Origin of the sequence: Streptomyces sp. NPDC056161 (assembly GCF_042268025.1) — a bacterium.
In the GTDB taxonomy this organism is placed as follows: Bacteria; Actinomycetota; Actinomycetes; order Streptomycetales; family Streptomycetaceae; genus Streptomyces.
This window is the reverse complement of record NZ_JBHJUV010000030.1, coordinates 72,046-95,414: the sequence shown is the minus strand read 5'-3', so window position 1 is coordinate 95,414 and position 23,369 is coordinate 72,046. Positions and strand designations below refer to the sequence as shown.

Here is a 23,369-nt window from a genome sequence, read left to right as displayed (position 1 = left end):
ATGAGCAGCTCGGCAAGCAGTGTCGTCAACGGCGGCATCTCCTTCTGGTACGCGGACGACGGCCTTCCCGCCGCCCGCGCGCCCCTGACCGGCGACGCGTCCGCCGACGTCGTGATAGTCGGCGGCGGCTACACCGGACTGTGGACCGCCTACTACCTGAAGAAGACCGCCCCCTTCCTGCGCATCACCGTCCTGGAGCAGAAGTTCTGCGGCTACGGCGCCTCCGGCCGCAACGGCGGCTGGCTCTACAACGGCGTCGCGGGCCGCGACCGCTACGCCCGGCTGCACGGCCACGAGGCCGCCGTACGCCTGCAACGCGCGATGAACGACACCGTCGCCGAGGTCGTCGCGGTCACCGAGGCCGAGGGCATCGACGCCGACCTGCACCGGGGCGGCGTGCTGGAAGTGGCCACCACCCCCGCCCAGCTGGGCCGCCTGAAGGCGTTCCACGCCCACGAGCTGTCCTACGGCGAGCGGGACCGCGAGCTGTACGGCGCCCGTGAGACCCGCGAACGGATCCGGGTCGCCGACGCGGTCGGCGCCGCCTGGACCCCGCACGGCGCCCGGCTGCACCCGGCCAAGCTCGTCAAGGGCCTCGCCGCGGCCGTCGAGGCGCTGGGCGTCACCGTCCACGAGTCGACACCGGTGACGGAGATCCGCCAGGGTCACGCCGTCACCCCGTACGGCACCGTGCGCGCCCCCTACGTGCTGCGCTGCACCGAGGGCTTCACCGCCGCCCTGAAGGGCCAGCGGCGCACCTGGCTGCCCATGAACTCCTCGATGATCGCCACCGAGCCGCTCACCGACGAGCAGTGGGCCGAGATCGGCTGGGACGGCCGGGAGACCCTGGGCGACATGGCGCACGCCTACATGTACGCCCAGCGCACCGCCGACGGCCGGATAGCCCTCGGCGGCCGTGGCGTCCCCTACCGCTTCGGCTCCCGCACCGACAACGACGGCCGCACCCAGGACGCGACCATCGACGCCCTCCGCGACATCCTCGTCCGCTTCTTCCCGTCCCTCGCGGGCCTGCGCGTGGCCCACGCCTGGTCCGGTGTCCTCGGCGTGCCGCGCGACTGGTGCACGACCGTCACCCTGGACCGCACGACGGGCCTGGGCTGGGCGGGCGGCTACGTCGGTTCGGGCGTCGCCACCGCCAACCTCGCCGCCCGCACCCTGTGCGACCTGGTCCGGCTGGACTCCGGCCAGGGCTCCCGCACCGCGCTGACGGACCTGCCCTGGGTCGACCACAAGGTCCGCCGCTGGGAGCCGGAGCCCTTCCGCTGGCTGGGCGTGAAGGGCATGTACGCCACCTACCGCGCCGCCGACCGCCGCGAACGGCTCCGCCCGAGCAGCGACTCCTCCCGCCTGGCCCGCTGGGCGGACCGGGTGGCCGGGAGGCACGCGTGATCCGCCCCGCGACCCCCGCCGACGTCCCCGTCATCCACGCCCTGATCCGCGATCTGGCCGTCTACGAGAAGGCCCCCGACGAGGCCAGGGCCACCCCCGGGCAACTGCACGAGGCGCTGTTCGGGCCGCACCCGGCCGTCTTCGCCCACCTGGCCGTGGACGACACGACCGGCGAGCCGGTCGGCTTCGCGCTCTGGTTCCTCACCTTCTCGACCTGGCGCGGCGTCCACGGCATCCACCTGGAGGACCTGTACGTCCGCCCGGAGGCCCGCGGCGCCGGCCACGGCCGCGCCCTGCTCACCGAACTGGCCCGCATCTGCGTACGGCGCGGGTACGCCCGCCTGGAGTGGTCGGTCCTCGACTGGAACGAACCCGCGATCGGCTTCTACCGCAGGCTCGGGGCCGTCCCACAGGACGGGTGGACGGTGTTCCGGCTCACGGACGGGGCGTTGGGTGAGCTGGGGGCGGGGCGATAGACCCTTGCCGGTGGCGGGTCTATGCCACGGGTACGCCGTCGCGGAGGTAGCGGGGGCGGCCATCTGCTACCGCGTCCAGAGCGGCCGTGAACCGTCGCCGCATACGGTCACCGACCCGGCGCAACGCCTCATCGGGCGCTATGAAAACAGCCTCGGACAGTTCTTCGTCCCGGGGCCGCAACGCGGGAGCCGCACTCATATCGAGGGTGCCCCCGTCGAAGATGAACGCGAGCTGATCGTCCCAGGGACCATGCGGGGCGACCCAGTCGACCACCAGCAGTCCCCGCACGGTCACCCGCAGACCGAGTTCTTCGATGAGTTCCCGGCCCACCGCATCCTCCGGGGGCTCGTTCGCCTCCGCCATCCCGCCGGGCAGGTCCCAGCCTGGCTTGTAGTTCGGGTTCACCAGGAGGACGCGTCCGGCGGCATCACGCAACAGCACGTCAGCGGCCACGCGCTTGCGGGCCTGCTTGGCGTTGCCCTCCGCGAGGTACGCGTTCCACGCTTCAGGGTCGGCAGGGGTGGGGGTGGTGGGCCTCATGCGGAGGTGCCTCCCGATGACGGCGGGATCAGATCGGCCAGCAGCAGCATTCTCGCCCTGCGCGCGTCATCGAAGCGCACCAGGTATTCCCGTACTGGTGGATACTCCTTGTGGCGCTCAAGCAGCCGGCGCAACTCGTCCAGTTGCTGGACGACCCGGACGGATCCGAGGGTGGGGCTCGTGCTCAGCAGCGCATGGGCAGCATGCACGGCGGCGTCCAGTTCCTTGCGCCGCACCCGGATGTCCACCACGGTGATCTGACTCAGGGCGAGCGACCGTGCCCGCCCTTCCTCGCGCAGCACAACGGCCTGTTCGGCCTCCGCCAGTGCCAAGTCGAGCCGTTCGAGGTCGCGCAGGATCAGCGCGGATTCGCTGGCCAGGGCGGCGGCGTCGAACGGGCTCAGCCACGGGTGCGCGGCGTCCGAAGTCCCTTCCAAGTCGCGCCGGGCCTCTTCGAGGGCGCCGGCGGCTGGGGTGTGCTGCGCGGCGGCGGCCAGGGCGCGAGCCTTCATGGTGTGCAGTCTCGCGGTCAGCACCGGAATACGCGGCCCCTGCGCGGCGAGGCCGAGGCCGGCGCGGGCCCACTGCACGGCCGCCGCCGGGTTTCCACTCTGAAGGGCGAGGTGGCTGCTGGAGGCTGCGACGTGCGCTGCAAGCGGGAGGTCACCCGAGGCGCGGGCCAGCGGCAAGGCGCGGGCGAAGTGGCGTTCAGCGAGGGCGTCTTGCCCGGAGTCGTGGGCCATCCACCCGGCCATCTCAGTCAGCGCCGCCGCTGCCGCGAACACCTGCGCGTCGCTGTCGGTGTCGACGAGCCGGGGCGCCACGCGGTCCGACAGATGGCGCACCACAGCCCCGTAGAGACGGCTGCCGCCAGTCTGCCGGTCGGCGCTGCGGAAGTGGTCCATGGCCACGAGATCGTCGCCGTTAGGCGGTGGACGGTCGCCATGCGGGTGTTCCGGTCCCGTCGGTGCGGGCTCCCATGACCGGCGCGCCAACCCCAGCAGCCGGCCGGGAATGTGGAAGGCGTCCGCGATCTGTTCGAACACCGTCAGCTTCTCCACCCGGCTCTTGCCGTTCATGTACTCGTAGAGCCGCCCTTGGGTGATGCCGACGGCGGCGGCGAGACGCCGGGTGCTGACGCCTCGGCCGTTGAGCATCCGGAAGACGGTGCCCATGTCCCGCTCGGCGCAGGCGCGTAGGAGCCGCTCATCACTGAGCAGCCCGCCCATGATCACGCGAGGGTCTGGTGCTGACTGCTGGTTCATCTCCGACTCCCCCGAGTAGCGGTGAGCCGATGCTATGTCCAGGGGGCCTGGGGTGACTCCGGGTTGGAGTCACCTTCTGGAGTCTCCTGAGCCCTGCACCCCGGCGTTGACTGACTGACAGCCGCCCCCGAGCGGCAGTCCCGCCCACGACGTTCTCCCCCGAGACAAGCGGGCGGGGTCATGCCCCCACGCAGACGCCGAGGCTCGCGATGACCAGACTCTCCCAGGAGCAGCACCCCGCAAGTACCACGAGGACCAGCAGCACACCGCCCCTGGCCTGCGCACGGCCGATAAGCCCCTACGCCCGCGTCTACGCTGCACGCCACGACGCCCCGGCCACTTGGAAGCCCGAGCACTTCCGCACGTACCTCGAACTCGGGGGCGTTTCGTGACGATGGCCACCGAACGCCCAGCCGGTATCGGACACCCCCGCTACGCCGAGAACCACCCCCGCACGGCGGAGGCAGCCGCCCAAGCGCGCCGTCTCGTCCGCGCCGCGTTCCGCCTGTGGGACCTCGACCACCTCACCGACCGCGGGGAACTGGTCATCACGGAACTCGTCGCGAACGCCGTCCGGCACACCTCGTGCCCCCTGGTTCGGCTGATCGTCGCGCGCCCCTCCCCGGACTGGGTTCGCCTGGCGGTGGTGGACCGGGCCCCCAGGAAGCTGCCCCGGATTCGAGAGGTCTGCGCCGATGACACGACCGGCCGGGGCCTGTTCCTGGTCGACGCGTACTCCGACCGCTGGGGATACGACCTCATGGGCACCAAGCCGGGCGCCCCGTGGGGCAAGGCCGTGTGGAGCGAACTGGGGATCACCGAACGGTGATCCTCAACCGCCTCGACACCGCACCATGCGACCAGGAGCACGTCGGCCGACGCCCCCGCCGGCACCGATGGTGGCACGGATCGGGTGGCGGCCGGTCGCGGCCCAGGTGCTCTCCGTCGTCGCGGTCACGGCCTGTGTCGTCTCGCTGATCTGCTGCGGCAGCCGCGGATGATCTCCGGCTGCCGGGCGGTGTTCTCCTCCTTTCCACTCGGCCACTCGCCGACCGGATCACCGGTTCCTCAGTAATAAGGAACGCGGACCGTCCGTGCCGGGCACCAGTCATGAGGAGTACGACCGGAAGCGGTGGGTGCGCTGGTACAGGGGCAAGCGGGCCTCCTGTGCGCTCACACCCCCGCGAGCCTTTATGGGGAGGACAGCGATAGCTGGCCCGTAGGGGCCGAATCTCGCGCCGACCGTCTCCCTGAGGCGGTCGGCAGTCAGCTGCGGACGCCGGTCACCGCGGCCAGCTCACCGACACCGCTCACTCGCGGATGCCGTGAGGACAGGTCGGCGACGATCTGACGGATTGCTGGGCGGTCGCGGACCTCTCCAGGGGAGACGCGCACGGCGGAAAGAAACTCGTGGGCCGCCTGCTCGGGCTTGCCCCACTGCCACCATGCACGGCCGAGATCGGTATGCATCCGCCCTTTGCGCTCGGCGGTGGGGAACTGGTCCGGGTGCAGCGCCCGGCCTGCCTGGAGGGCGGCCCCGGCATCACCCAGTGCCCAGTGAACGCCGACCTCGTAGAGGTCGACGGCGGACGGCGTGATGGAGAACAGACGGCTGGCCGGGGCTTGCTGCGGGAGGTCGCGCGCGGCCTGGGACGCCTCGCGGATCATGGTCAGCGCCTGGTCCCGGTCCCCGGCCCGCGCCGCCGTGTAAGAAGTGGTGCACAGCATCTGGGCGTAGGCTGCCGAATGGGCCGGTGTCGTCAGCCCGGTGGCCTCGACCTGGGCGGCAGCGCTCAGGATCAGGCGCTGTGCGGCGCCGGGCTGGCCCTGGTGGCGCAGGACGATACTCAGTTCCCGGGCGGCGGCAGCGGCGGCCAGCGGGGAGCCGGAAAGCTCCGCATGGACGGTGGCGCGGTCTGCGGTAAGACGCGCCCGGTCGTAACGGCCGATCTTGACGAGGAGCTGGGCGGCCAGGCTGTAGCACGACGAGAGCCGGGCGTGTGCAAGGTCCGTCCGGGACCGGGCGGCGTCGTGGGCGTCGGCGAGGAGCCCCGGCAGCGCTTCGAGAAGGTCAGCGTGCCTGCCCGCGTCGAACAGGGATCGCGCCCGCGCAAGGCGGGTATCAAGCGGCACGGCCGAGCCGGTCGGGGCAGGCGTGATCGCTAAGGCATCGTCCACGCGGACAAGGAGCTGGGAGGGGGCCGCCAGCCCGGCGGCCGCAAGCAGTGTCCGGCGGCGCATGGGGTCCTCCTGGGCGCAACGTGGACCATCGGCCGCCACTCTAGTGGCTTGGAGCACGTTCAATCCCAGTGCCGCACCCAAGACGTGCGGCGGCACACCGACCTCTTGGGCGGCCCGGCGCAGGAGACGCAGGTCAGCCGTTCGGCTGCCGCGTTGCTCCATCCTGGAGACGGTGGAGGCGGAGCAGCCGAGGCGTGCCCCGAGGTCGGCTTGCCGCCATCCCCGACCGACTCGGCCCATGCGGATGAGCCCTCCGGGGTCCTGGTGGTCGACGAGCGTACGGGCCTTGGTGGAACTCCACAGCGGGTCCATGGTGCGCATCGCGCCTCCCACTGGCCGGGGCCGGGCCAATCCACGGTAGCGAGCGCGCGAAGGGGCGTCGACGGTGTGTGCAGGACCTGCAAATTGCCTGCATTGCAAGGTAGTTGCTCACTCCTCGTGGCCGTCCGGTGGTGTCCTTCGAGAGCGGGCCCGCTCTGGGTGGCGGGCCCCGACAAAGCCATGGAGGGCAGCATGACGGCAGCAGTGGAGACCAAGGTCCGAGACCCCCAGGACTACGTGAAACGCGACGTGTGGGACCGGGAGATCCAGCTCCTGATGCGGGATCACCCCGTGGACGAGGTGATGGCCAACCGACTGTTCGGCGCGGCGGTCTCGTACCTGATCACGGCCATGGAGAAGTGGGGCCAGGGACTGGAGATGTGCTGTGGCCGCCTGGTCGACCTGGCGGTCCACGTCTTCATCCTGGACACCAAGAACTATCGCGAGTTCTGCGCGGAGCACTTCGACGGCAGGTTCCTGGAGCACATCCCCGAGATCGAGTTCAAGTACGACGGCTCGGTGGAGCGCACTGCGCAGATCATCGCGGACGCGGGCTTCGACGTGGACTGGAAGCTCTGGGAACGGGACTACGGCAAGTGCGGTCCGTGCAGTCCGGGGTCGAACTGCCACTGATCCGAACCGGTCAGGCCCGGGGGCGTCACGGACGCTCCCGGGTCTATTCGCGTGCCCAGCCAGGTGAAGCGGCGCCATTCGCCCATGCGCGGGAGAGAGCCCCGATACGGTGTCCAGCTCAAGGGACATCGGTCACTCCACCCTCCCGAGGAGCTTCATGCCCCACGCGCCCATGACACCGGCCGAGTACTGGGACAAGTACAAGCCCTACAAGGGCGAGGGCGCCCAACCGGCGCCGCAGGCCGACCGGTTCGACTGGACGCAGTACCCCGGGCACGGGCCCGGCTCCGAAGTACTCGGCCGCCCCCTCCACGCGCTGGAGCTCGGGCCGGCCGAAGGCAAGGAGGCCGCCCACTTGGCCCTTCAGGGCGTCGAGGTGACCGGCGTCGATTTCTCCCCCGTCCAGGTCGAGCGGGCCCGCGCCTGGTGGAGGGGCACCCCTGGGCTGTCCTTCGCCCAGGGCGAGGCATGCTCCTACCTCTCGTCGGCTCCGGCAGAGTACGACGCGATCTATTCGGTGTGGGGGGCCGTGTGGTTCACAGACCCCGAGGACCTGTTCCCGTGCGTCTTCAAGCGACTCTCCCCGGGCGGCGTCTTCGCCTTCTCGCAGGCCGAACCGGTCGCTGGTTCGTACGGTCCTCAGCAGATGTGGGGCAAGTGGCTCGAAGGACGGGAGCGCGAGCTGACGGTACTCCGGTGGCAGTACGCCCCCGAGATGTGGGCCGACATCCTCAAGCGGCACGGCTTCACCGACATTGACGCCCATGTCCTCAAGGCTCCGGAAGCGGGGAACCTGGGCACGCTCATGGTCCGCGCTCAGGTCCCCGCGTAAGGCGGCCCCCCGCCCTGGGCCTTGCTGAGTGCCAGGACACGAAAGAGCCCCCGCACATCTTCAGTACCCGGTGTCGGGACGACGGCCTCAAGGTGCCCGCCGGTCCACAGCACGGCTTCGGCGAACCACGCATCGGGACCGTCCGCGATACAGGAGACCGCCACGAGCGCCGCGGCGTCGTGCCCGTCCACCGCATCCGCCAGGAGCACCCGCACGCGCTCCTCGACCTCCGTACTCAGGCCGCGGTGACCGGTGATACCCACTCGCATTCCGTCCTCCTCCAGATAAATGCGGACAGATGTCTACAGGTAGGCGCCGTGCAACCGCTGGTCTAACTCGCGTAAAGGTGGAAGGAAAGCTGTCGTTGAGCCTGTAGCCGGGTCAGGCTGCCTTCAGCCGGGAGACCTCGCGCGCCCGCTCGTCGAGGGTGCGTACGACCGGCAGGGAGGCGTACGGCTTGAGACCGGCGCGCAGGTTGCGCAGGTGCTCGTCTCCTCGCGCGGAGCTGATCATCCGGTACTCGTCCAGGAAATCGTGCCAGGTGGCACAGGCTGCCTCAACGTGCCGCATGGACATCTGCCGTTGAGCGATCACCCCGAGGCAGTGCACACGGCCCTGACGCTCCTCAGGGTTGCGGGCGGCGTTCGAGCGGCGCAGGGCCTTGACGCTGCCCGGCCCGTCCTTGAGTGACCACCGGACATGGGCCTCGTGGAAATGGTAGGCAGCTTCGTCGTAGCCGCCCACGGCGTCCCGCCGGTCGTCCGCCTGGGCCAGTGCCGTCTCGGTCTCGCGGAGCCGGGTGAGAGCGGTGTGCCGATCGCCGGTCATCGCGGCGGCGGCGGCCTGCTGCCCGCGTAGGAACGCGGTCAGGCGCGGCCCGGACGCCGGGGCGGCTTCGGCGGCGGCGTCCGCCAGCTCCAGCGCCTTCGAGCCGTAGCCGAGGTGGGACGCCTGCAACGACATGCCGCGCAGCGTACGGCAGTAGGTGACGTGGTCCTCGCCGGCGCCGGCGAGGTCGAGGGCCCGCAGGTAGTACTTCTGCCCGAGCCCCTGCTTCGTCTCGTACATCGCCATCCACCCCGTGAGGTACACGAAGTCGGAGACGGCTGCCAGCATCGCCTTGCGCACCTGGTCCGAGGCGTCCGCGCGCAGGTACGTGCCGATGGTGTTCGTGATGAACGCCGCCGCCATCGGCCGGGCATGACCGGCGCCGATCTCGTCCAGGATGTCGGCGACCTTGTCTGTCATCTTCCGTACGGTCTCGACGTCGCTCGTTCCGATCCGCAGGGCGCGACCCGCACGGGCCTCCTGCACCCGCTGGTCGAGTTCCCCGGTCGCCTGGTCGTAGGCGGGCACCACCAGCGTGGCGGCGTACAGGCCCGCGGTCAGCACGTTGCGGCGGCCCGGGTCCAGGTCCGCACGGCTCAGCGCCATCACTCCCGAGACGACGTCGCGCTCCTCGGCCGGATCGTCCTCCCAGCCGACTTCGGCGGAAGTCACCGGGCGCCCGGCGAGCCGGGAGAGCGCTTCGAGGATCGCGGGCCTCGCTCGCGGTTTCGGCGTGCTGCCCGCGAGCCACTGCGACACGCTCGACTTGTCGTAGTGCAGAACAATCCCGAGTTCTTTCCCGACGGTGTTCGTGCGCCGCGCCAACTGCGCGTTTCCGATCCCCTCCGACTGCATCAGGCCCGCCAGGGCTGTGTTCGGCGTGCGCGATCGTCGTGCCATCGAAACCCCCGAGCTGTGTTCAACCAGTTCAACCCTGCCTCCACTCTGCTCCCTTACCCCGCTGTGCGCAGAGGAGTTGAGTGATTACCGGCCGTTCGGCGACCCGTAGCCGACGGTTGACGGCCGCGCCGGTCCCTTCTTCTCTCCGACCTCCGGGGGGTACCGGCGCGGTGCCCCCCGACCCCCTGCCCAAGGCGTGATCCATGACGATGACGGCGACCAGACCCCGTCCGAACGGGCATCCCGGCTACAGCGAAACCCATCCCCGCGCCGAACGGACGGCACCCCTGGCCCGCAGACTGGTCGGCACCGCATGCGCCGCATGGGGTCTTGCGGACGAGGTGACCAGGTCCGCAACACTGGTGATGGCCGAACTCGTCTCCAACGCGATCCGCCATGCCCGGGGTCCCACCATTCGGATCATCATCGACCGGCCCAGCGACGAGTGGGTGTGTCTGGCGGTCGTCGACCGCGCTCCCCACCGCCTTCCCGAGTTGCTTGCCCCGTCCGCTGAAGAACAGAGCGGGCGCGGGCTGCTCCTCATCGAGGCGCTGAGCGACCGGTGGGGCTACGACCGGCTCGGCCCGGCCTCCCGCCCGTGGGGAAAACGCTGCTGGGCCGAACTCAGCGTGAGCCTCGGCGTGAACCTCACCACGAACAGGGCGGACCGGTGATGCGGGACGGCTTGGACGATCCCCTGAACGACGCCTCTCGTCCGCCGCGTCCGCGCACTCGCCCGCGGCGAACCCGGATCGGATGGCGGCCGGTCGCGGCCCAGGTGCTCTCCGTCGTCGCGGTCACGGCCTGTGTTGTCTCGCTGATCTGCTGCGGCAGCCGCCAATGATCTCCGGGGACGGGCCTCCTCATTCCCCGGCCGCTCACGCCGTGGAGCTGTTCACGACCGTACGACGGCCGCACTTCGCCGAGAGCCGTCCGCTTCGCCCGCGGGCCGACGTTCTGCGCGGGGCGGCCCGCGTGCACGCTCCCGCGGCCCGCCGGCGGGGGCGCACCGTCGCGGGTATTGAACCTCCCGCGGTTCAGTGCCGTTTCCCCCTCCGTACCGCCGACAGCAGAGAAAGAGGAGGATAGGAACAAGTGGCAGATCAGGTTCCCCCCAATCGCCCGAACCAGCCAAGGCAGACGTTGATGGACGAGCTGTCCGTGTCGGATTTGACCGCACTCCTGATAAGCGCGTCTCAATCACGTGATGCTGAGGTGGCTCGGTATTTGGGCAACGCGTTGAACACCAGGCTCGCCACCCGCCCGGCGGACGGGCCGTCCGTCTCGGTGTCCGGTCCCGAGGCCCCCGCGAACGCGGCAGTCGCGCGGGCCATTCACCAAACTCTCCTGTCGACACGGCCAACGGATCAGGTTCGTTCACCGGAGCAGGATCACGTCACTAAATCCGTGATATCCCGAGTGGTCAATTCCCAGATAACGGCGGCGAACAAAGGGATGAGGAGGTAGTGGCGACTGCCCTTCCGGCTTCGTCACGGACCCGGGAGCGGCACTCCGGCCTCGATGTCGTTGGGGACGCGGTCGCCTCGTGCGGTGAGGCGGACCCGCTGCCCTCGGGTATGGCCTGGTGATACGGCCCCGGGCCGGTCACGGTTCCAGGACCACCTTGCCGATCGTCCCGCGGGTCTCCAGCGCGCGGTGGGCGGTCGCCGCCGCGGCGAGCGGGAAACGGGTGACGGCGGGCCGCAGCCGTCCCGCGGCTGCCTCCGCGAGGGCGCGCAGCTCCAGTGTGCGCACCGGGTTGGCGCCGCCCGCCCGGCCCAGCATCACCGGGCCGAGCACCTGATCGGAGACGCCCTCGACGAGGTGGCCGCGGCCCGTGCCGATGCCCTCCGCCGACCAGCCGAAGACGATGTGCCGGCCGCCGTCGCCGAGGAGCGCGACCGACTCCCGGGCCACGTCCCCGCCCACCCCGTCGAAGACGACCGTCGCCCGTCGCCCGCCCAACTGGGCGCGGACCAGGGCCGGCCAGCCGGGATCCGTGTAGTCGACGGCGATGTCGGCGCCGTTCGCCCGTACCCGCGCGACCTTCTCGGGCCCGCCCGCGAGCCCGACCACCGTCGCTCCGGCGTGCCGCGCGTACTGCACCAGCAGGGTGCCGATGCCGCCGGCCGCCGCCGGGACGACTACCACCGAGTCCGGGCCCAACTCGGCGAACTGCACGATCCCCATCGCCGTACGGCCCGTGCCGATCATGGCGACCGCCTCGGCGAAGTCCAGGTTCTCCGGGATGTCGTGGACCCGCTCGACGTCGGTGACGGCCAGTTCGGCGTAGCCCCCGGGGACGGACCCGAGGTGGGCCACCACGCGACGGCCGAGCCAGAGCCCGGCGACGCCCTCGCCGAGCGCGTCCACGACACCGGCCACCTCACGCCCGGGTACGGTCGGCAGGGCGGCCGGCTCGGGCAGCGGGCCCCGGTGCCCCTCGCGCAGGAAGGTGTCGAGGAGGTGGACCCCCGCGGCGGCCACCGCGATGCGGACCTGGCCCGGTCCGGGGGCGGGGTCGGCGACCTCCTCGTGGACCAGGTTCTCGGCCGGGCCGAAGACGTGCAGGCGGATGGCGTGCATGGGCTCCCCATCAATGATCCGGTTGATCTGGTGGTTTATGTGATGTGTCTGGTTTATGTGGTGTTTTCGGTGGTTTCCGTCGTGAGTGTCCGTTGGTGTGTGTGCGGCCGTTCGGTGGTGGCGCGTGCGCCGGTGCCTGTGCGCCGAAGCCACTCTTCGACCTCAAGCGCGCTTGAGGTCAAGCCCGCCGGAGGCCGAGTGTGCGGTGGCCGAGGGCCAGCGACGCGGCGGTGAGCGCGCTGTTGAAGGACACCTCCGACAGGACGCCGGGCGCCGCGACCTGGTCCCCGACGAGATACACGCCGTCGCCGCGGTCGATGGCGGGCCGGTCGCGCCAGCTGGTGCCCGGCAGGTCGAGGGCCCCGGTACGGCCCTTCGCGACCGCCTCCCGCCGCCAGGTAACCCGCCCGCGCCAGCCCTCGAAGCCGAGGTCGAGCAGTTCCTCGGCGCGGGCCACGCCGTCCGCCCGTGACGCGCCCGGCCCGATCGGGAGCTGCCCCTGGATCAGCTGTTCACCGGCCGGGGCGAGGGAGCGGTCCGCGGCGGTGCACCGCTCCAGCCAGCCGGGCGCGTCGAGATCTGACACCACGAAGGCGTCACCGCGCCGGGTGCGCACCGCCACGTCGACGAGGACCGCGCACCCGCTGGGCCAGACCAGTGCGTCGTCGCCGAGCAGCCGGCGGGCGGCGGCGAGCGACGTGGCGACGATCACCGGTGTGTCGGTGGGCAGGGTGTCGACGCGGGACAGCGTCTCCATCCGTACCCCCAGGTTCCAGGCCCGCGCGGCCATCCGGTCGATGACGCTCGCCCAGCCGCCGCGCGGATAGTGCGCCTCCGGCGGCAGCCGGGTCGCCCGGCGCAGGCGCTCCTGCACGAAGGCGGCCGACAGCGCGCCCGGATCGTGGTGGAAGAGGGCGACGGCGCAGTAGTGCGCGGCGGCCAGTGCGCCCTCCTCGCCCGCGATCTTCGTCGCCCAGCCCAGGAAGTCCCGGTCCACGGGGGCCGCCGGGGCACCGGGACGCAGCAGCTTGAGCATCGCGAACGGCGGGGTGCGGCGCAGCACACCGTGGTGGCGCAGCCGCAGCCGGGCCGCCTCCCGCGCCGGGAGGGGAGCGAGCGGCCCGAGCAGTCCGCGCCGCTTGAGCCACGTCCAGTGCGGGCCGCCGCTGTACAGGGCGTGCGGGCCCTCGTTCGTCCGGTACGGGCCCTCGGCGGTGCGCGCCCGTCCGCCGAGGGTGTGGTGCGCTTCGTACACGGTGACCTTGGCGCCTGCCTCCGCGGCGGTGATGGCCGCGGTGAGACCGGCGAAGCCGCCGCCGACTACGGTGATGCGCCGCATGCGCTGCATGGCAGGTGTCCTCCCTCGGGCCCGGCGGCCCACGACGGTGTCGGGTGCTCGGACATAGGACTCGGGGAGTCGGCCGGAATGTGACATCGGCGGTGTCGTCGCAGGTCAGGGCGGATTGTCAGAGGTGTGGTGCAGCATGGGCGGATGGGTAGGAGAGCGACTGGTGACGGTGGTGGGTCCGGCGGGCCGGGCCGGAGCGGTGGTGTGCGGGCGGCCCGTCGTCCCGAGCTGCGGCTGCCGCCGACGACGCCGTACGACGGACAGGAGTTGGAGCCGGACGGGGACTACGACGGCATCGCGTTCCAGGAAGCGGACCTGGTCGGTCAGGACGGCGCGGGGGCCCGTTTCATGGACTGCGTGCTGACGGGGTGCGCGCTGGACGAGACGCGGCTGCGCAAGGCCCGGATCCTCGACAGCTCGCTCACCGGCATACGGGGCGTGGGCACCGACCTCGCCGAGGCGACCCTGCGCGATGTCGAGCTGCTCGACGCCCGCCTGGGCGGCACCCAGCTGCACGGCGCCGTGCTGGAGCGGGTGCTGATCCTCGGCGGCAAGATCGACTATCTGAATCTGCGTACGGCCAGACTCAAGGACGTCGTCTTCGAGAGCTGTGTCCTGGTCGAACCGGACTTCGGGGGAGCGCGTCTGGAGCGGGTCGAGTTCGTCGACTGCGCGCTGAAGGGGGCGGACCTCAGCGGTACGACTCTTGTGGACGTCGACCTGCGCGGTGCCGCCCCGCTGGAGATCGCCCGCGGGGTGGACCGTATGTCCGGCGCGGTGCTCAGCACCGGTCAGCTACTGGACCTGGCCCCGCTGCTGGCGGCGGAACTGGGCATCCGGGTGCTGGACTGAGCCATGAGCCGGACCGAGCCACGGTCCGGGCTGGGCCACGGACCGGACCGAGTCGCGGTACGGCGGGGTTCCGTCGCCCGGCTCAGGGCACCCGGGGGAAGCGGGCCTGGAGCGTCCACACGGCCGGGTTCTCCGCCAGGGACTCGTGCAGGTCGGTCAGGTCGGCGAGCAGGTCGTGCAGGAAGTCCCGTGCCTCGCGGCGCAGTTCGGCGTGGGAGAAGGACAGCGGGGGCTCCTCGGCCGGCGTCCAGTCGGCCCATACGTCCACCCAGCCGAAGCGCCGCTCGAAGAGGACGCGGTCCGTCGACTCGGTGAAGTCCAGCTCCGCCCGCTGCGGTCGCGAGGCCCGCGAACCGGCGGGGTCCCGGTCCAGCCGCTCCACGATGTCGCACAGCGCCCAGGCGAAGTCGAGCACCGGCACCCATCCCCAGGCTGTGGACAACTCGCGGTCCGTCTTGGTGTCCGCGAGGTAGACGTCTCCGCAGAACAGGTCGTACCGCAGAGCGTGGACGTCCGCCCGCCGGTAGTCCGTCTGCGGCGGGTCCGGGAAGCGGTTGGAGAGGGCGTAGCCGATGTCGAGCACGGGGTGATGGTGTCAGAGGCCGGTGTCCGGCCGGCCTGCGGGACCGGGCTGGTCGGGTGTGCGGGCCGGGTCGGCAGGTCCCGTGACTTCCTTGTGGGATCTGCCGCGGGACGTTGGCGGAGCCGGTCGGGGACAGGCGGGATCTCGCATCGCCATTGAGCCGGGCGGCACGTGCCTGCGAAGCTCTGTGGCATGAGGCCGGGGAGGGGTGAACCGTTTCGCCCGTTGGGCCGGGGGGGACGCCAGGGGGGGACAACGAGTGAACGGAGAACGATGTCATGCCCAGAAAATCGCGTGCGCAGTGGGATGATTTTATTGAGGGTCTGCAGGCGTATTATGAAAAACCGGAGAATTTGGGCACTGTGCCTCGTCAAAGATATGTTTATACGGCGAAATCGGGCGACGTGTGCAAATTGGGAATAGACATTAAAAATTGGCGGAATAACGGGCTGCCCCAGAATTGCCCGCAGGATGTCAGGGATGTGGTCGAGATGTACCGCGTCCTCGACTTCGTAAACCCTGGGACGGTTAAGTCGCGTGAGCAGTGGGATGCTTTTATTGAGGGTCTGCAGGCGTATTATGAAAAACCGGAGAATTTGGGCACACTGCCTTATGCGGGCTATCTTCATGTCACAGAAGACGGTGTCGAATCCAACGTGGGAGATGACCTCAATAATTATCGGGTGAGGGGGATACCTAAGAGTTGCCCACCGAATGTCAGGGGCGTGATCGAGGAGTACCTTGCTGAATTTGCGGATCCTATTGTATTTCGTTCGGCGCAGGCTGTGGGTGAGTCTTACGGGGATTCCAATCAGTCTGCGGGTCTTTCTGCACCGGAGTATCAGGCTGGTTCGTCCGTCGGTGAACCGTTCGGTTCTGGTCAGTGGGAAGTTCCGTTGGTGGGTTCTGAGGTGGGTCAGTGGGCTCAGTGGACGCTGCCTCCGGGGGGTGGTCCTTCTGTCGCGCCTGGGGCCGGTTCGTCCGGGCAGGCGGTCCAGATGCCGATGCCGGCCGAGCCCACTCATGAGAATCGGAGGGTCATTCGCCGGGGTTGACCTCATGACCACTGGGGTACCCGCGGGGGTTCGGTGTTAAGGATGTCCATGGACCTGCCGGGTCGCTGTTCCGCTGTTCCGCGATGTCACCAGGCGCCCACGGGACGTCGAGCACGGGGTGATGGTGTCAGAGGCCGGTGTCTGGTCGGTCTGCGGGACCGGGTTGGTCGGGATTGGCGGGCCTGGTCGGGTGTGCGGGCCGGGCGTGCAGGTCCCGCAACTTCCTTGTGGGACCTGTGGGACGTTGGCGGAGTCGGTCGGGGGCAGGCGGGATCGGCGAATCGCCGTTGAGTCGGGCGGCACGTGCTTGCAAAGCTCTGAGGCGTGAGGTCAGGGAGGGGTGAACCGTTTTGTCCGCTGGGCCGTTGGGGATGCCGGGGGGACAACGAGTGAACGGAGAACGCTGTCATGCCCAAAAAGTCGCGTGCGCAGTGGGATGCTCTTATTGAGGGTCTGCACGCATATTATGCAATAGCGGAGAATGCGGGCACCGTGCCTCCTCGTCCATATTTTCATGAGACGGAAGCGGGCGTCAGATCCAACGTGGGAACGGATCTCAATAACTTTCGGGCGAGGGGGATTCCTAAGGATTGCCCGCCGGATGTCAGGGATGTGATCGCGGGATACAGGGTCATCGAATTCTCAAACCCTAAAGGTGGGTCGGGTAGGTCGCGTGTGCAGTGGGATGCTTTTGTTGAGGGCCTGTATAGATTTTATGAAACAGAGGCGAATCTGGGTACCGTGCCTCCTCACTCATATTTTCATGAGACGGAAGCGGGCGTCAGATCCAACATAGGAACGGACCTCAAAAACTTTCGGGCGAATGGGATTCCTAAGGATTGCCCGCCGGATGTCAGGGATGCGATCGCGGGATACAGCGTCCTCGACTTCGCAAACCCTGAGGGTGTGCCGGGTAGGTCGCGTGTGCAGTGGGATGCTTTTGTTGAGGGTCTGGATAAATACTTTGAGGTGCCGGAGAATTGGGGCACCGTGCCTCCGGGTAGTTATTTTCATGTGACGGAAGCGGGCGTCAGGAGCAACGTGGGAGCGGACATCCGAAACTTTCGGGCGAATGGGGCACCTAAGAGTTGTCCGCCGGATGTCAGGGATGTGATTGAGATGTACGGCGTCATTGACCTCCCAAACCCTAGAGTTGCGCGGGGTAGGTCGCGTGCGCAGTGGGATGCTTTTGTTGAGGGTCTGGATAAATACTTTGAGGTGCCGGAGAATTTGGGCACCGTGCCTACTTTTACTTATTTTCATGTGACGGGAGCGGGCGTCAGATCCAACGTGGGAGTGGACCTCAATAACTTTCGGGCGAATGGGATTCCTAAGGATTGCCCGCCGGATGTCAGGGAGGTGATCGAGGGGTACAGGGTCACTGCTTTCAGAAATCCGATTGGATTTCGTCCGAAAAGGGCTGTGGGCGCGGTTTACGGAAATTCCAGTCAGTATGCGGGTCCTTCTGTGCCGGAGGATCTGGTTGGTTCGTCCGTCGGCGGATCGCTCGGTTCTGGTCAGTGGGAAGTTCCGTTGGTGGGTTCTGCGGTGGGTCAGTGGGCTCAGTGGACGCTGCCTCCGGGGGGTGGTCCTTCTGTCGCGCCTGGGGTCGGTTCGTCCGGACAGGCAGTCCAGATGTCGATGCCGGCCGAGCCCACCCATAAGAAGCGGAGGGTCAGTCGCCGGGGTTGACCTCATGCCACTGGGTACCCGCAGGGTTCCGGTGTGAAGGATGTCCATGAACCTGCCGGGGCCCGGTTCCGCTGTTCCGCGATGTCACCAGGCGCCCACGGGACGTGGGGCACGGGGTGATGGTGTCAGAGGCCGGTGTCCGGCCGGCCTGCGGGACCGGGCTGGTCGGGTGTGCGGGCCGGGTCGGCAGGTCCCGCGACTTCCTTGTGGGATCTGCCGCGGGACGTTGGCGGAGCCGGTCGGGGACAGGCGGGATCGCGCATCGCCGTTGAGCCGGGCGTTACGTGCTTGCAAAGCTGATCTGTGGCATGAGGCCGGGAAGGCTGAACCGTTTCGCCCACTGGGCCGTTGGGGATGCCAGGGGGACAACGAGTGAACGGAGAACGATGTCATGCCCAGAAAATCGCGTGCGCATTGGGATGCTTTTGTTGAGGGTCTGCATGCGTATTATGCAAAACCGGAGAATTTGGACACCTCGGTTCCTTCTGAACATGTTCATAAGGCGAAATCGGGCATCGAAATCAACATGGGATCAGACCTCAGAAAATATCGACGTGACGGTGTGCCTGTAAGTTGCCCGGAGGATGTCAGGGATGTGATCAATATGTACGGCGTCCTCGACGTCCATAAACATGGGCCCAGCAAGTCGCGTGCGCAGTGGGATGATTTTGTTGAGGGTCTGCAGGCGTATTATGAAAAACCGGAGAATTTGGGCACTGTGCCTCGTCAAAGATATGTTTATACGGCGAAATCGGGCGACGTGTGCAAATTGGGAATAGACATTAAAAATTGGCGGAAGAACGGGCTACCCCAGAGTTGCCCGCAGGATGTCAGGGATGTGGTCGAGATGTACCGCGTCCTCGACTTCGCAAACCCTGGGACGGTTAAGTCGCGTGAGCAGTGGGATGCTTTTATTGAGGGTCTGCAGGCGTATTATGAAAAACCGGAGAATTTGGGCACTGTGCCTTATGCGGGCTATCTTCATGTCACAGAAGACGGTGTCGAATCCAACGTGGGAGTGGACCTCAATAATTATCGGGCGAGGGGGATACCTAAGAGTTGCCCACCGAATGTCAGGGGCGTGATCGAGGAGTACCTTGCTGAATTTGCGGATCCTATTGTATTTCGTTCGGCGCAGGCTGTGGGTGAGTCTTACGGGGATTCCAATCAGTCTGCGGGTCTTTCTGCACCGGAGGATCTGGTTGGTTCGTCCGTCGGTGGATCGTTCGGTTCTGGTCAGTGGGAAGTTCCGTTGGTGGGGTCTGAGGTGGGTCAGTGGGCTCAGTGGACGCTGCCTCCGGGGGGTGGTCCTTCTGTCGCGCCTGGGGCCGGTTCGTCCGGGCAGGCGGTCCAGATGCCGATGCCGGCCGAGCCCACTCATGAGAATCGGAGGGTCATTCGCCGGGGTTGACCTCATGACCACTGGGGTACCCGCGGGGGTTCGGTGTTAAGGATGTCCATGGACCTGCCGGGTCGCTGTTCCGCGGTGTCACCAGGCGCCCACGGGAAGTCGAGTACGGGGTGATGCTGTCAGATGCGGGTTGTCCTCCTGGTCGCTGGGACGGGTGAACAGGAGGACAACCCGCATCTTTCCGGCTCAGTCCTCGAAATCCTGGGCCACTTCGTCCCAGGGGATGTCGCGCAGGGCCGCGGGAACGTTGTCGTTCGACGGGATGTCCGGAGTGTCCTGGAACCAGACGACGACCAGGGCGGAGGAGTACCAGCCCGAGTTGTGTGCGGGGTCGATCTCGTTCGAGTCGAAGGCGCCGATGCAGGCGACGGCGGGCAGGTCCTCGATGGGCTCGCCCCGGAAGTTGGTCCTGTCGCGGTGGGTGCGCTCGGGAGGTACGAGGTGGACGGGCAGGCCGGGGTAGGCGTCCCGGGCCTTGCGCAGACGGTATTCGATGATGTCGTCGTTGACGCGCTTGGTCGGTGCGCCTTCGAGCAGTCCGGCGTACGTCGAGTCGAGCCGCAGCGAGGTGAGGGCGATGCCACGGCGGGACGAGAGGGTGAGGTAGGTCAGCGGCATACCTGGAACCCTATGCCCGCAACCCAACGCCGGTGAGCTGGTTGCGAGTTGGCTCCGCCCACCTGACGGCTCCGCGCCCGGACGGTTCCCCGCTCGCCCGATGGCTCCCCGCTCGCCCGATGGCTCCGCGCTCGCCCGACGGCTCCGCCCGCCGTCGGGAGCGTCCAAAACCTCGGGAGTGTCAGTCCGCGTGCCCCGCGTCCTCCAGGGCCGCTCGCCGCGGGAGGCGTTCCGCGGACGGTGCCGCGGGCGGGTGCGGTACGGTCCCGCGCACTCTCTCGAAGCGGCTCGGGAACGGGTACTTGCGTTCCAGGAAGCCGCGGATGACGGTGCGGGCCGCGGTCCTGGCCTCCGGGGTGGTGTCGACGTCGTTGAGGCAGAAGAAGTCGACGTCCTCGCCGGCCGCGAGGCGGGCCAGCCGCCGCCGCATGTCCGGGGTGCCCAGCTGGACGTAGCGGAAGCGGTAGTCGGCCGGGACCGCCCGGCCGGTCGCGATCGCCCAGTGGTGGTGCAGCGTGGACGCCGGAGCGACGTCGGTGGTGGAGCGGAAGCGGGAGTACGAGGTCCGCTGGAGCTCCTCGATGGCCAGGTGCTCCATCTCGTTCATGACCGACAGCAGTTGGGGATGCGGGGTGTGCAGCGACTTGTGCGTGATGTACCTGCCGTGGAAGCGCCTGATCACCTCGCGGGTGTTCTTCCCGGCGGAGTTCGGCGCGGGCTCCACCGGGTGCGGGGTGCCGACGCCGAGTTTCAGCGGGGACAGCGGGATCCGGGCGATGCCGTTGCCGTGGAAGAAGTGCTCGGCGCGCACCGGGCGGTTGATGAAGACGTCGTCGTTGAAGTAGAGGTAGTGCTCCGAAAGACCCGGTATGTGATGCAGCCGGCTCTCGATCGCGTGCGAGTTGAAGACGGGCAGGGCGTCGGCCGGGAGGATGTCCCGGTGGTCGACCACGGTCAGGCCCTCCGCGTCCGGGTCCAGCCAGGCGGGGACCTGGGAGTCGGTGACCAGGTAGACGTGCCGGATGAACCCGGCGTACATCTCCAGCGAGCGCAGCGCGTACTTCAGTTCGTCGTGGCTGGTGTAGCGGGAGGCGCCGGTCTCGCGCGGGGCGATGGAGTTGTCGGAGACCGCCTGGTGGGCACGGCGCTTCGCCTCCATCGCCGGGTCGTCCCCGTCGACCCAGGTGTACACGGCGTCGACGGGGAAGCGCACCTCGTCGATGCCCGGCTCGGCGAACGGCGCGAACGTCGGCACGCTGCCGCGGCGGACCGCCACCCGGGCCGGCTGCTGCGCCGACACCGGCAGCACCTCGGACACCCGGTTGCGGCGCGGCGCCACGAGGGCCGGGCCGAAGACGTCCTCCAGCCGGCCGCCGGGCACGGTGAGCCAGGAGGGATCCGCGTCCGGGGCGGTGCCCAGGTCCCGGCCGTGCCGCCAGAACTCGATGTCGCACCCGGCGTCGAGACCGCTGAGGACCTGTCCGGCAGGGCCGAGCCGCACCACACCGGTACGGAGCACCCTGGCCCGCTTCAGCGCCTTCGGCAGCTTCCCGTCGGCCCACAGCACCGCGGTCGTCACCTCGTCGTCCGGGCCGACGGCGCCGACGTACCCGGCGGTGCGGGCGAAGCGCTGCGCGGCTCGGGCGAGGACGTCGCCGCGGTGGGTCTCCGCGACGCCGATCACCTGCCGTGTGCCGTACCCGTGCTCGGCGGGGACGAGGAAGTACGGGACGCCGATCGCCTCCAGCAGGGCGCAGACCCGCTCGCGGTCGGTTTCGGCGGCGTCGGCGGTGGTGTAGCCGGCGACCGGCTGTCCGTACAGCCGTACCGTTCCGCAGGTGATCCGGCGCAGCCCGGGGACGGCGGCGCGCAGGCGCCTGCGGGCTCGGGCCGCGCGCAGGGTCCACAGCCGTGCCGCCAGCCGGAGCCGGAGGCGGAGCAGCACGTCGCGGACGGCCCGCAGGCCGCCGGGCGCCGCGAGGCGGTGGCGGATATCCATGGGCATGTTCCCGTCAGCTCTGCTTCTCGTAAGGGCTGGGGAACGGGAAGTAGTCCTCCAGGAACTCGCCCATGCGGATGCTGACCTGCTCCCGCTCCTCGGGCGGTACGTCGACGTCGTTGAGGCAGAAGAAGTCGAAGCGGCGGGTGCGGCGCAGGTCGGCCAGGCGTGCCTCGGCGTCCGGGCGGCTGATGTTGACGTACCGGAAGCCGAACTTGCCCGGTACGCCGTGGCCGGTCATCAGCGAGTACTGGTAGAGCAGCGGGGCCGTCACGGCGATGTCCTGCGGCGAGCGGAACCGGGACGCCGTGGTGCGGCGGATGTCCTCGGCGAAGAGTTCTTCCAGCGACTGGAGCACGTCGCGCCGTTGCGGCAGCGGGGTGTGCATGAAGTTGTTCGTCGTCATCCGCCCGAACTTGTCGAGCAGCAGGCGCCGGACGTTCTTGCTGGCGGAGTTGGTGGCCGTCTCCTCGGCGTGCGGCTTGCCGATGCCGATCTTGAGCGGGGACACCGGGATCTTCATGAGTCCGCTGCCGTGGAAGAAGTGCTCCGGGGTGACCCGGCGGCCCACGAACACGTCGTCGTTGAAGTACAGGTAGTGCTCGGAAAGACCCGGTATGTGGTGCAGCCGGGTCTCGATGGCGTGCGAGTTGAACACCGGCAGGACACCTTCGGGGAAGATGTCGCGGTGGTCGACGACCGTGATCCCCGCGGCCCGGTCGTCGAGCCAGTGCGGCTTCTGGCCGTCGGTGACGATGTAGATGTGGCGGACGAAGTCGGCGTACATCGCCAGTGAGCGCAGCGAGTACTTCAGCTCGTCGTGGCTGGTGTAGCGGGAGGCGTTGGTCTCCTTGTCCAGGATCTCGGCGGTGCCGCGGTCCTGGTACCGGGCCCGCTTGGCGCGCATCGCCGGCTCCTCGCCGTCCACCCAGGTGTAGACGACGTCGACGGGGAAGGTCACCTCGTTCACGGCCGGCAGGGTGAGGGCGGCGAAGGTGGGCAGCTCCCGGTCGCCGACGCGGACCGTGGCCGGCTGCTGCTCGGACGCGGGCAGGACGTCCGTGATGCCGTTGTTGCGCGGCGCGATCAGCGACTCGGCGAAGACGTCCTCGGACGCCTGCGGCTGCACCTTGGCCAGCCGCCGGGGCCCTTCGTCGGAGGCGAGGAGCGCCGCCCCGTCCTCCCAGAACTCGACGTCACAGGCGAGTTCCGGCCCGGCGAGCAGCTGGCCCGCGGGCCCGAGGTGGTTCTCCCCGACGCGCAGCGCGGGCGACGTACGCAGCGGGGCCGGCAGCACGCCGTCCAGGAACAGCGCGGGATGCTTGAGCTTCCCGCCGGGCAGCGGCCTGCCGATGAACACCGCCTTGCCCGCGTTCTGCGTCTCCAGGGCGGTGACGAAACGCTCCCGGTCGACGGCGTTCACCCCGACGGTGTGCCGCGTGCGGGTGGCCGGCACCAGGAAGTACGGGATGCCTTCGCTCTCCAGCGCGGCGACGACCAGACCGAGGTTCTCGGCGGCCGCCTCGGCCGCGCTGAACCGGGTCACGACCCGTCCGTAGAGCCGCTGGCCGCGGACCGCGACCGGGCGCAGCACCGGATCCGTGACCGCTGCTCTCCGCCGCCGCCGCATGGTGCGCAGCTGCCACACCCGCTCGGCCGCCTCCCGCTCGACTCGCGGCCGCATCCGGCGGGCAAAGGAACGCACGGTCACGTTCTTGGCTCCTGTTCATTAACCTCTTCATGGACTTGCGTTAACCAGACGCACGCACTGCGCGGAA

General features: G+C 69.0%; 20 protein-coding genes and 1 pseudogene. 10 read left to right on the top strand and 11 right to left on the bottom strand.

Annotated features, from left to right (window positions below):
- Together ACFC09_RS26450 and ACFC09_RS26445 are read left to right on the top strand one after the other, a co-directional pair.
- On the top strand, nucleotides 1-1,410 hold the full coding sequence (locus ACFC09_RS26450; protein ID WP_376532698.1) for an NAD(P)/FAD-dependent oxidoreductase: 1,410 nt from the start codon (nucleotides 1-3) through the stop codon (nucleotides 1,408-1,410).
- Nucleotides 1,407-1,886, top strand: coding sequence for a GNAT family N-acetyltransferase (locus tag ACFC09_RS26445; RefSeq protein WP_376532696.1), 480 nt, complete (start codon nucleotides 1,407-1,409; stop codon nucleotides 1,884-1,886). The genes ACFC09_RS26450 and ACFC09_RS26445 overlap by 4 nt, the downstream gene beginning before the upstream one ends.
- Before the next feature lie 19 nt (nucleotides 1,887-1,905).
- On the opposite strand, the gene ACFC09_RS26440 is transcribed toward ACFC09_RS26445, so the two are convergent.
- Nucleotides 1,906-2,427: an NUDIX domain-containing protein gene (locus ACFC09_RS26440; protein WP_376532694.1), complete on the bottom strand. Its 522-nt coding sequence runs from the start codon at nucleotides 2,425-2,427 to the stop codon at nucleotides 1,906-1,908.
- Nucleotides 2,424-3,656, bottom strand: a complete 1,233-nt coding sequence (locus ACFC09_RS26435; RefSeq protein WP_376532692.1) for a helix-turn-helix domain-containing protein — start codon at nucleotides 3,654-3,656, stop codon at nucleotides 2,424-2,426. Before ACFC09_RS26435 ends, ACFC09_RS26440 begins: the two co-directional genes overlap by 4 nt.
- Nucleotides 3,657-4,086: 430 nt before the next feature.
- Here ACFC09_RS26435 and ACFC09_RS26430 point away from each other — a divergent pair, with 430 nt between their 5' ends.
- Nucleotides 4,087-4,521 carry an ATP-binding protein gene (locus ACFC09_RS26430; RefSeq protein ID WP_376532746.1) on the top strand — a complete coding sequence of 145 codons (435 nt, stop codon included), beginning with the start codon at nucleotides 4,087-4,089 and terminating at the stop codon, nucleotides 4,519-4,521.
- A 437-nt stretch (nucleotides 4,522-4,958) separates the two neighbouring features.
- Here ACFC09_RS26430 and ACFC09_RS26425 read toward each other — a convergent pair whose 3' ends face one another.
- Complete coding sequence (locus ACFC09_RS26425) at nucleotides 4,959-6,254, bottom strand: helix-turn-helix domain-containing protein (RefSeq protein ID WP_376532690.1); 1,296 nt, start codon at nucleotides 6,252-6,254, stop codon at nucleotides 4,959-4,961.
- 192 nt (nucleotides 6,255-6,446) lie between these two features.
- On the opposite strand from ACFC09_RS26425, the gene ACFC09_RS26420 reads away from it, so the two are divergent.
- Both ACFC09_RS26420 and ACFC09_RS26415 read left to right on the top strand, forming a co-directional pair.
- A complete protein-coding gene (locus tag ACFC09_RS26420) occupies nucleotides 6,447-6,887 on the top strand; it encodes a hypothetical protein (RefSeq protein ID WP_376532688.1) in 441 nt (146 codons plus the stop codon).
- Nucleotides 6,888-7,044: 157 nt separating this feature from the next.
- Complete coding sequence (locus ACFC09_RS26415) at nucleotides 7,045-7,719, top strand: class I SAM-dependent methyltransferase (RefSeq protein ID WP_376532686.1); 675 nt, start codon at nucleotides 7,045-7,047, stop codon at nucleotides 7,717-7,719.
- Between the two features lie 74 nt (nucleotides 7,720-7,793).
- Here ACFC09_RS26415 and ACFC09_RS26410 read toward each other — a convergent pair.
- Together ACFC09_RS26410 and ACFC09_RS26405 are read right to left on the bottom strand one after the other, a co-directional pair.
- Nucleotides 7,794-7,988, bottom strand: a pseudogene (locus ACFC09_RS26410) (hypothetical protein); the annotation flags it as partial.
- Between the two features lie 112 nt (nucleotides 7,989-8,100).
- On the bottom strand, nucleotides 8,101-9,447 hold the full coding sequence (locus ACFC09_RS26405) for a hypothetical protein (protein WP_376532684.1): 1,347 nt from the start codon (nucleotides 9,445-9,447) through the stop codon (nucleotides 8,101-8,103).
- A gap of 203 nt (nucleotides 9,448-9,650) precedes the next feature.
- On the opposite strand from ACFC09_RS26405, the gene ACFC09_RS26400 reads away from it, so the two are divergent.
- Nucleotides 9,651-10,121: an ATP-binding protein gene (locus ACFC09_RS26400; RefSeq protein WP_376532682.1), complete on the top strand. Its 471-nt coding sequence runs from the start codon at nucleotides 9,651-9,653 to the stop codon at nucleotides 10,119-10,121.
- Nucleotides 10,122-11,052: 931 nt separating this feature from the next.
- Here the strand turns inward: ACFC09_RS26400 and ACFC09_RS26395 are convergent.
- Nucleotides 11,053-12,033 (bottom strand): zinc-binding dehydrogenase, encoded by a 981-nt coding sequence (locus tag ACFC09_RS26395; RefSeq protein WP_376532680.1) that lies wholly within the window; start codon nucleotides 12,031-12,033, stop codon nucleotides 11,053-11,055.
- 178 nt (nucleotides 12,034-12,211) lie between these two features.
- Complete coding sequence (locus ACFC09_RS26390; RefSeq protein WP_376532744.1) at nucleotides 12,212-13,372, bottom strand: NAD(P)-binding protein; 1,161 nt, start codon at nucleotides 13,370-13,372, stop codon at nucleotides 12,212-12,214.
- A gap of 153 nt (nucleotides 13,373-13,525) precedes the next feature.
- Between ACFC09_RS26390 and ACFC09_RS26385 the strand changes: the two genes are divergently transcribed.
- Nucleotides 13,526-14,233: a pentapeptide repeat-containing protein gene (locus ACFC09_RS26385; RefSeq protein ID WP_376532678.1), complete on the top strand. Its 708-nt coding sequence runs from the start codon at nucleotides 13,526-13,528 to the stop codon at nucleotides 14,231-14,233.
- 82 nt (nucleotides 14,234-14,315) lie between these two features.
- On the opposite strand, the gene ACFC09_RS26380 is transcribed toward ACFC09_RS26385, so the two are convergent.
- Nucleotides 14,316-14,816 carry a hypothetical protein gene (locus ACFC09_RS26380; RefSeq protein ID WP_376532676.1) on the bottom strand — a complete coding sequence of 167 codons (501 nt, stop codon included), beginning with the start codon at nucleotides 14,814-14,816 and terminating at the stop codon, nucleotides 14,316-14,318.
- A 278-nt stretch (nucleotides 14,817-15,094) separates the two neighbouring features.
- Between ACFC09_RS26380 and ACFC09_RS26375 the strand changes: the two genes are divergently transcribed.
- From ACFC09_RS26375 to ACFC09_RS26365, 3 genes are all read left to right on the top strand, one after another.
- The gene (locus ACFC09_RS26375; protein WP_376532674.1) at nucleotides 15,095-15,871 is read left to right on the top strand and encodes a hypothetical protein; all 777 of its coding nucleotides are present in this window, start codon (nucleotides 15,095-15,097) and stop codon (nucleotides 15,869-15,871) included.
- Nucleotides 15,872-16,279: 408 nt separating this feature from the next.
- Complete coding sequence (locus tag ACFC09_RS26370) at nucleotides 16,280-17,563, top strand: hypothetical protein (protein WP_376532672.1); 1,284 nt, start codon at nucleotides 16,280-16,282, stop codon at nucleotides 17,561-17,563.
- A 391-nt stretch (nucleotides 17,564-17,954) separates the two neighbouring features.
- Nucleotides 17,955-18,974, top strand: a complete 1,020-nt coding sequence (locus ACFC09_RS26365; protein ID WP_376532670.1) for a hypothetical protein — start codon at nucleotides 17,955-17,957, stop codon at nucleotides 18,972-18,974.
- A 186-nt stretch (nucleotides 18,975-19,160) separates the two neighbouring features.
- Here ACFC09_RS26365 and ACFC09_RS26360 read toward each other — a convergent pair whose 3' ends face one another.
- The 3 genes from ACFC09_RS26360 to ACFC09_RS26350 form a co-directional block, all read right to left on the bottom strand.
- On the bottom strand, nucleotides 19,161-19,592 hold the full coding sequence (locus tag ACFC09_RS26360) for a hypothetical protein (protein ID WP_376532668.1): 432 nt from the start codon (nucleotides 19,590-19,592) through the stop codon (nucleotides 19,161-19,163).
- Nucleotides 19,593-19,773: 181 nt separating this feature from the next.
- Nucleotides 19,774-21,591, bottom strand: coding sequence for a stealth family protein (locus ACFC09_RS26355; protein ID WP_376532666.1), 1,818 nt, complete (start codon nucleotides 21,589-21,591; stop codon nucleotides 19,774-19,776).
- 13 nt (nucleotides 21,592-21,604) lie between these two features.
- The gene (locus tag ACFC09_RS26350) at nucleotides 21,605-23,302 is read right to left on the bottom strand and encodes a stealth family protein (protein ID WP_376532664.1); all 1,698 of its coding nucleotides are present in this window, start codon (nucleotides 23,300-23,302) and stop codon (nucleotides 21,605-21,607) included.
- Nucleotides 23,303-23,369: the final 67 nt, after the last annotated feature.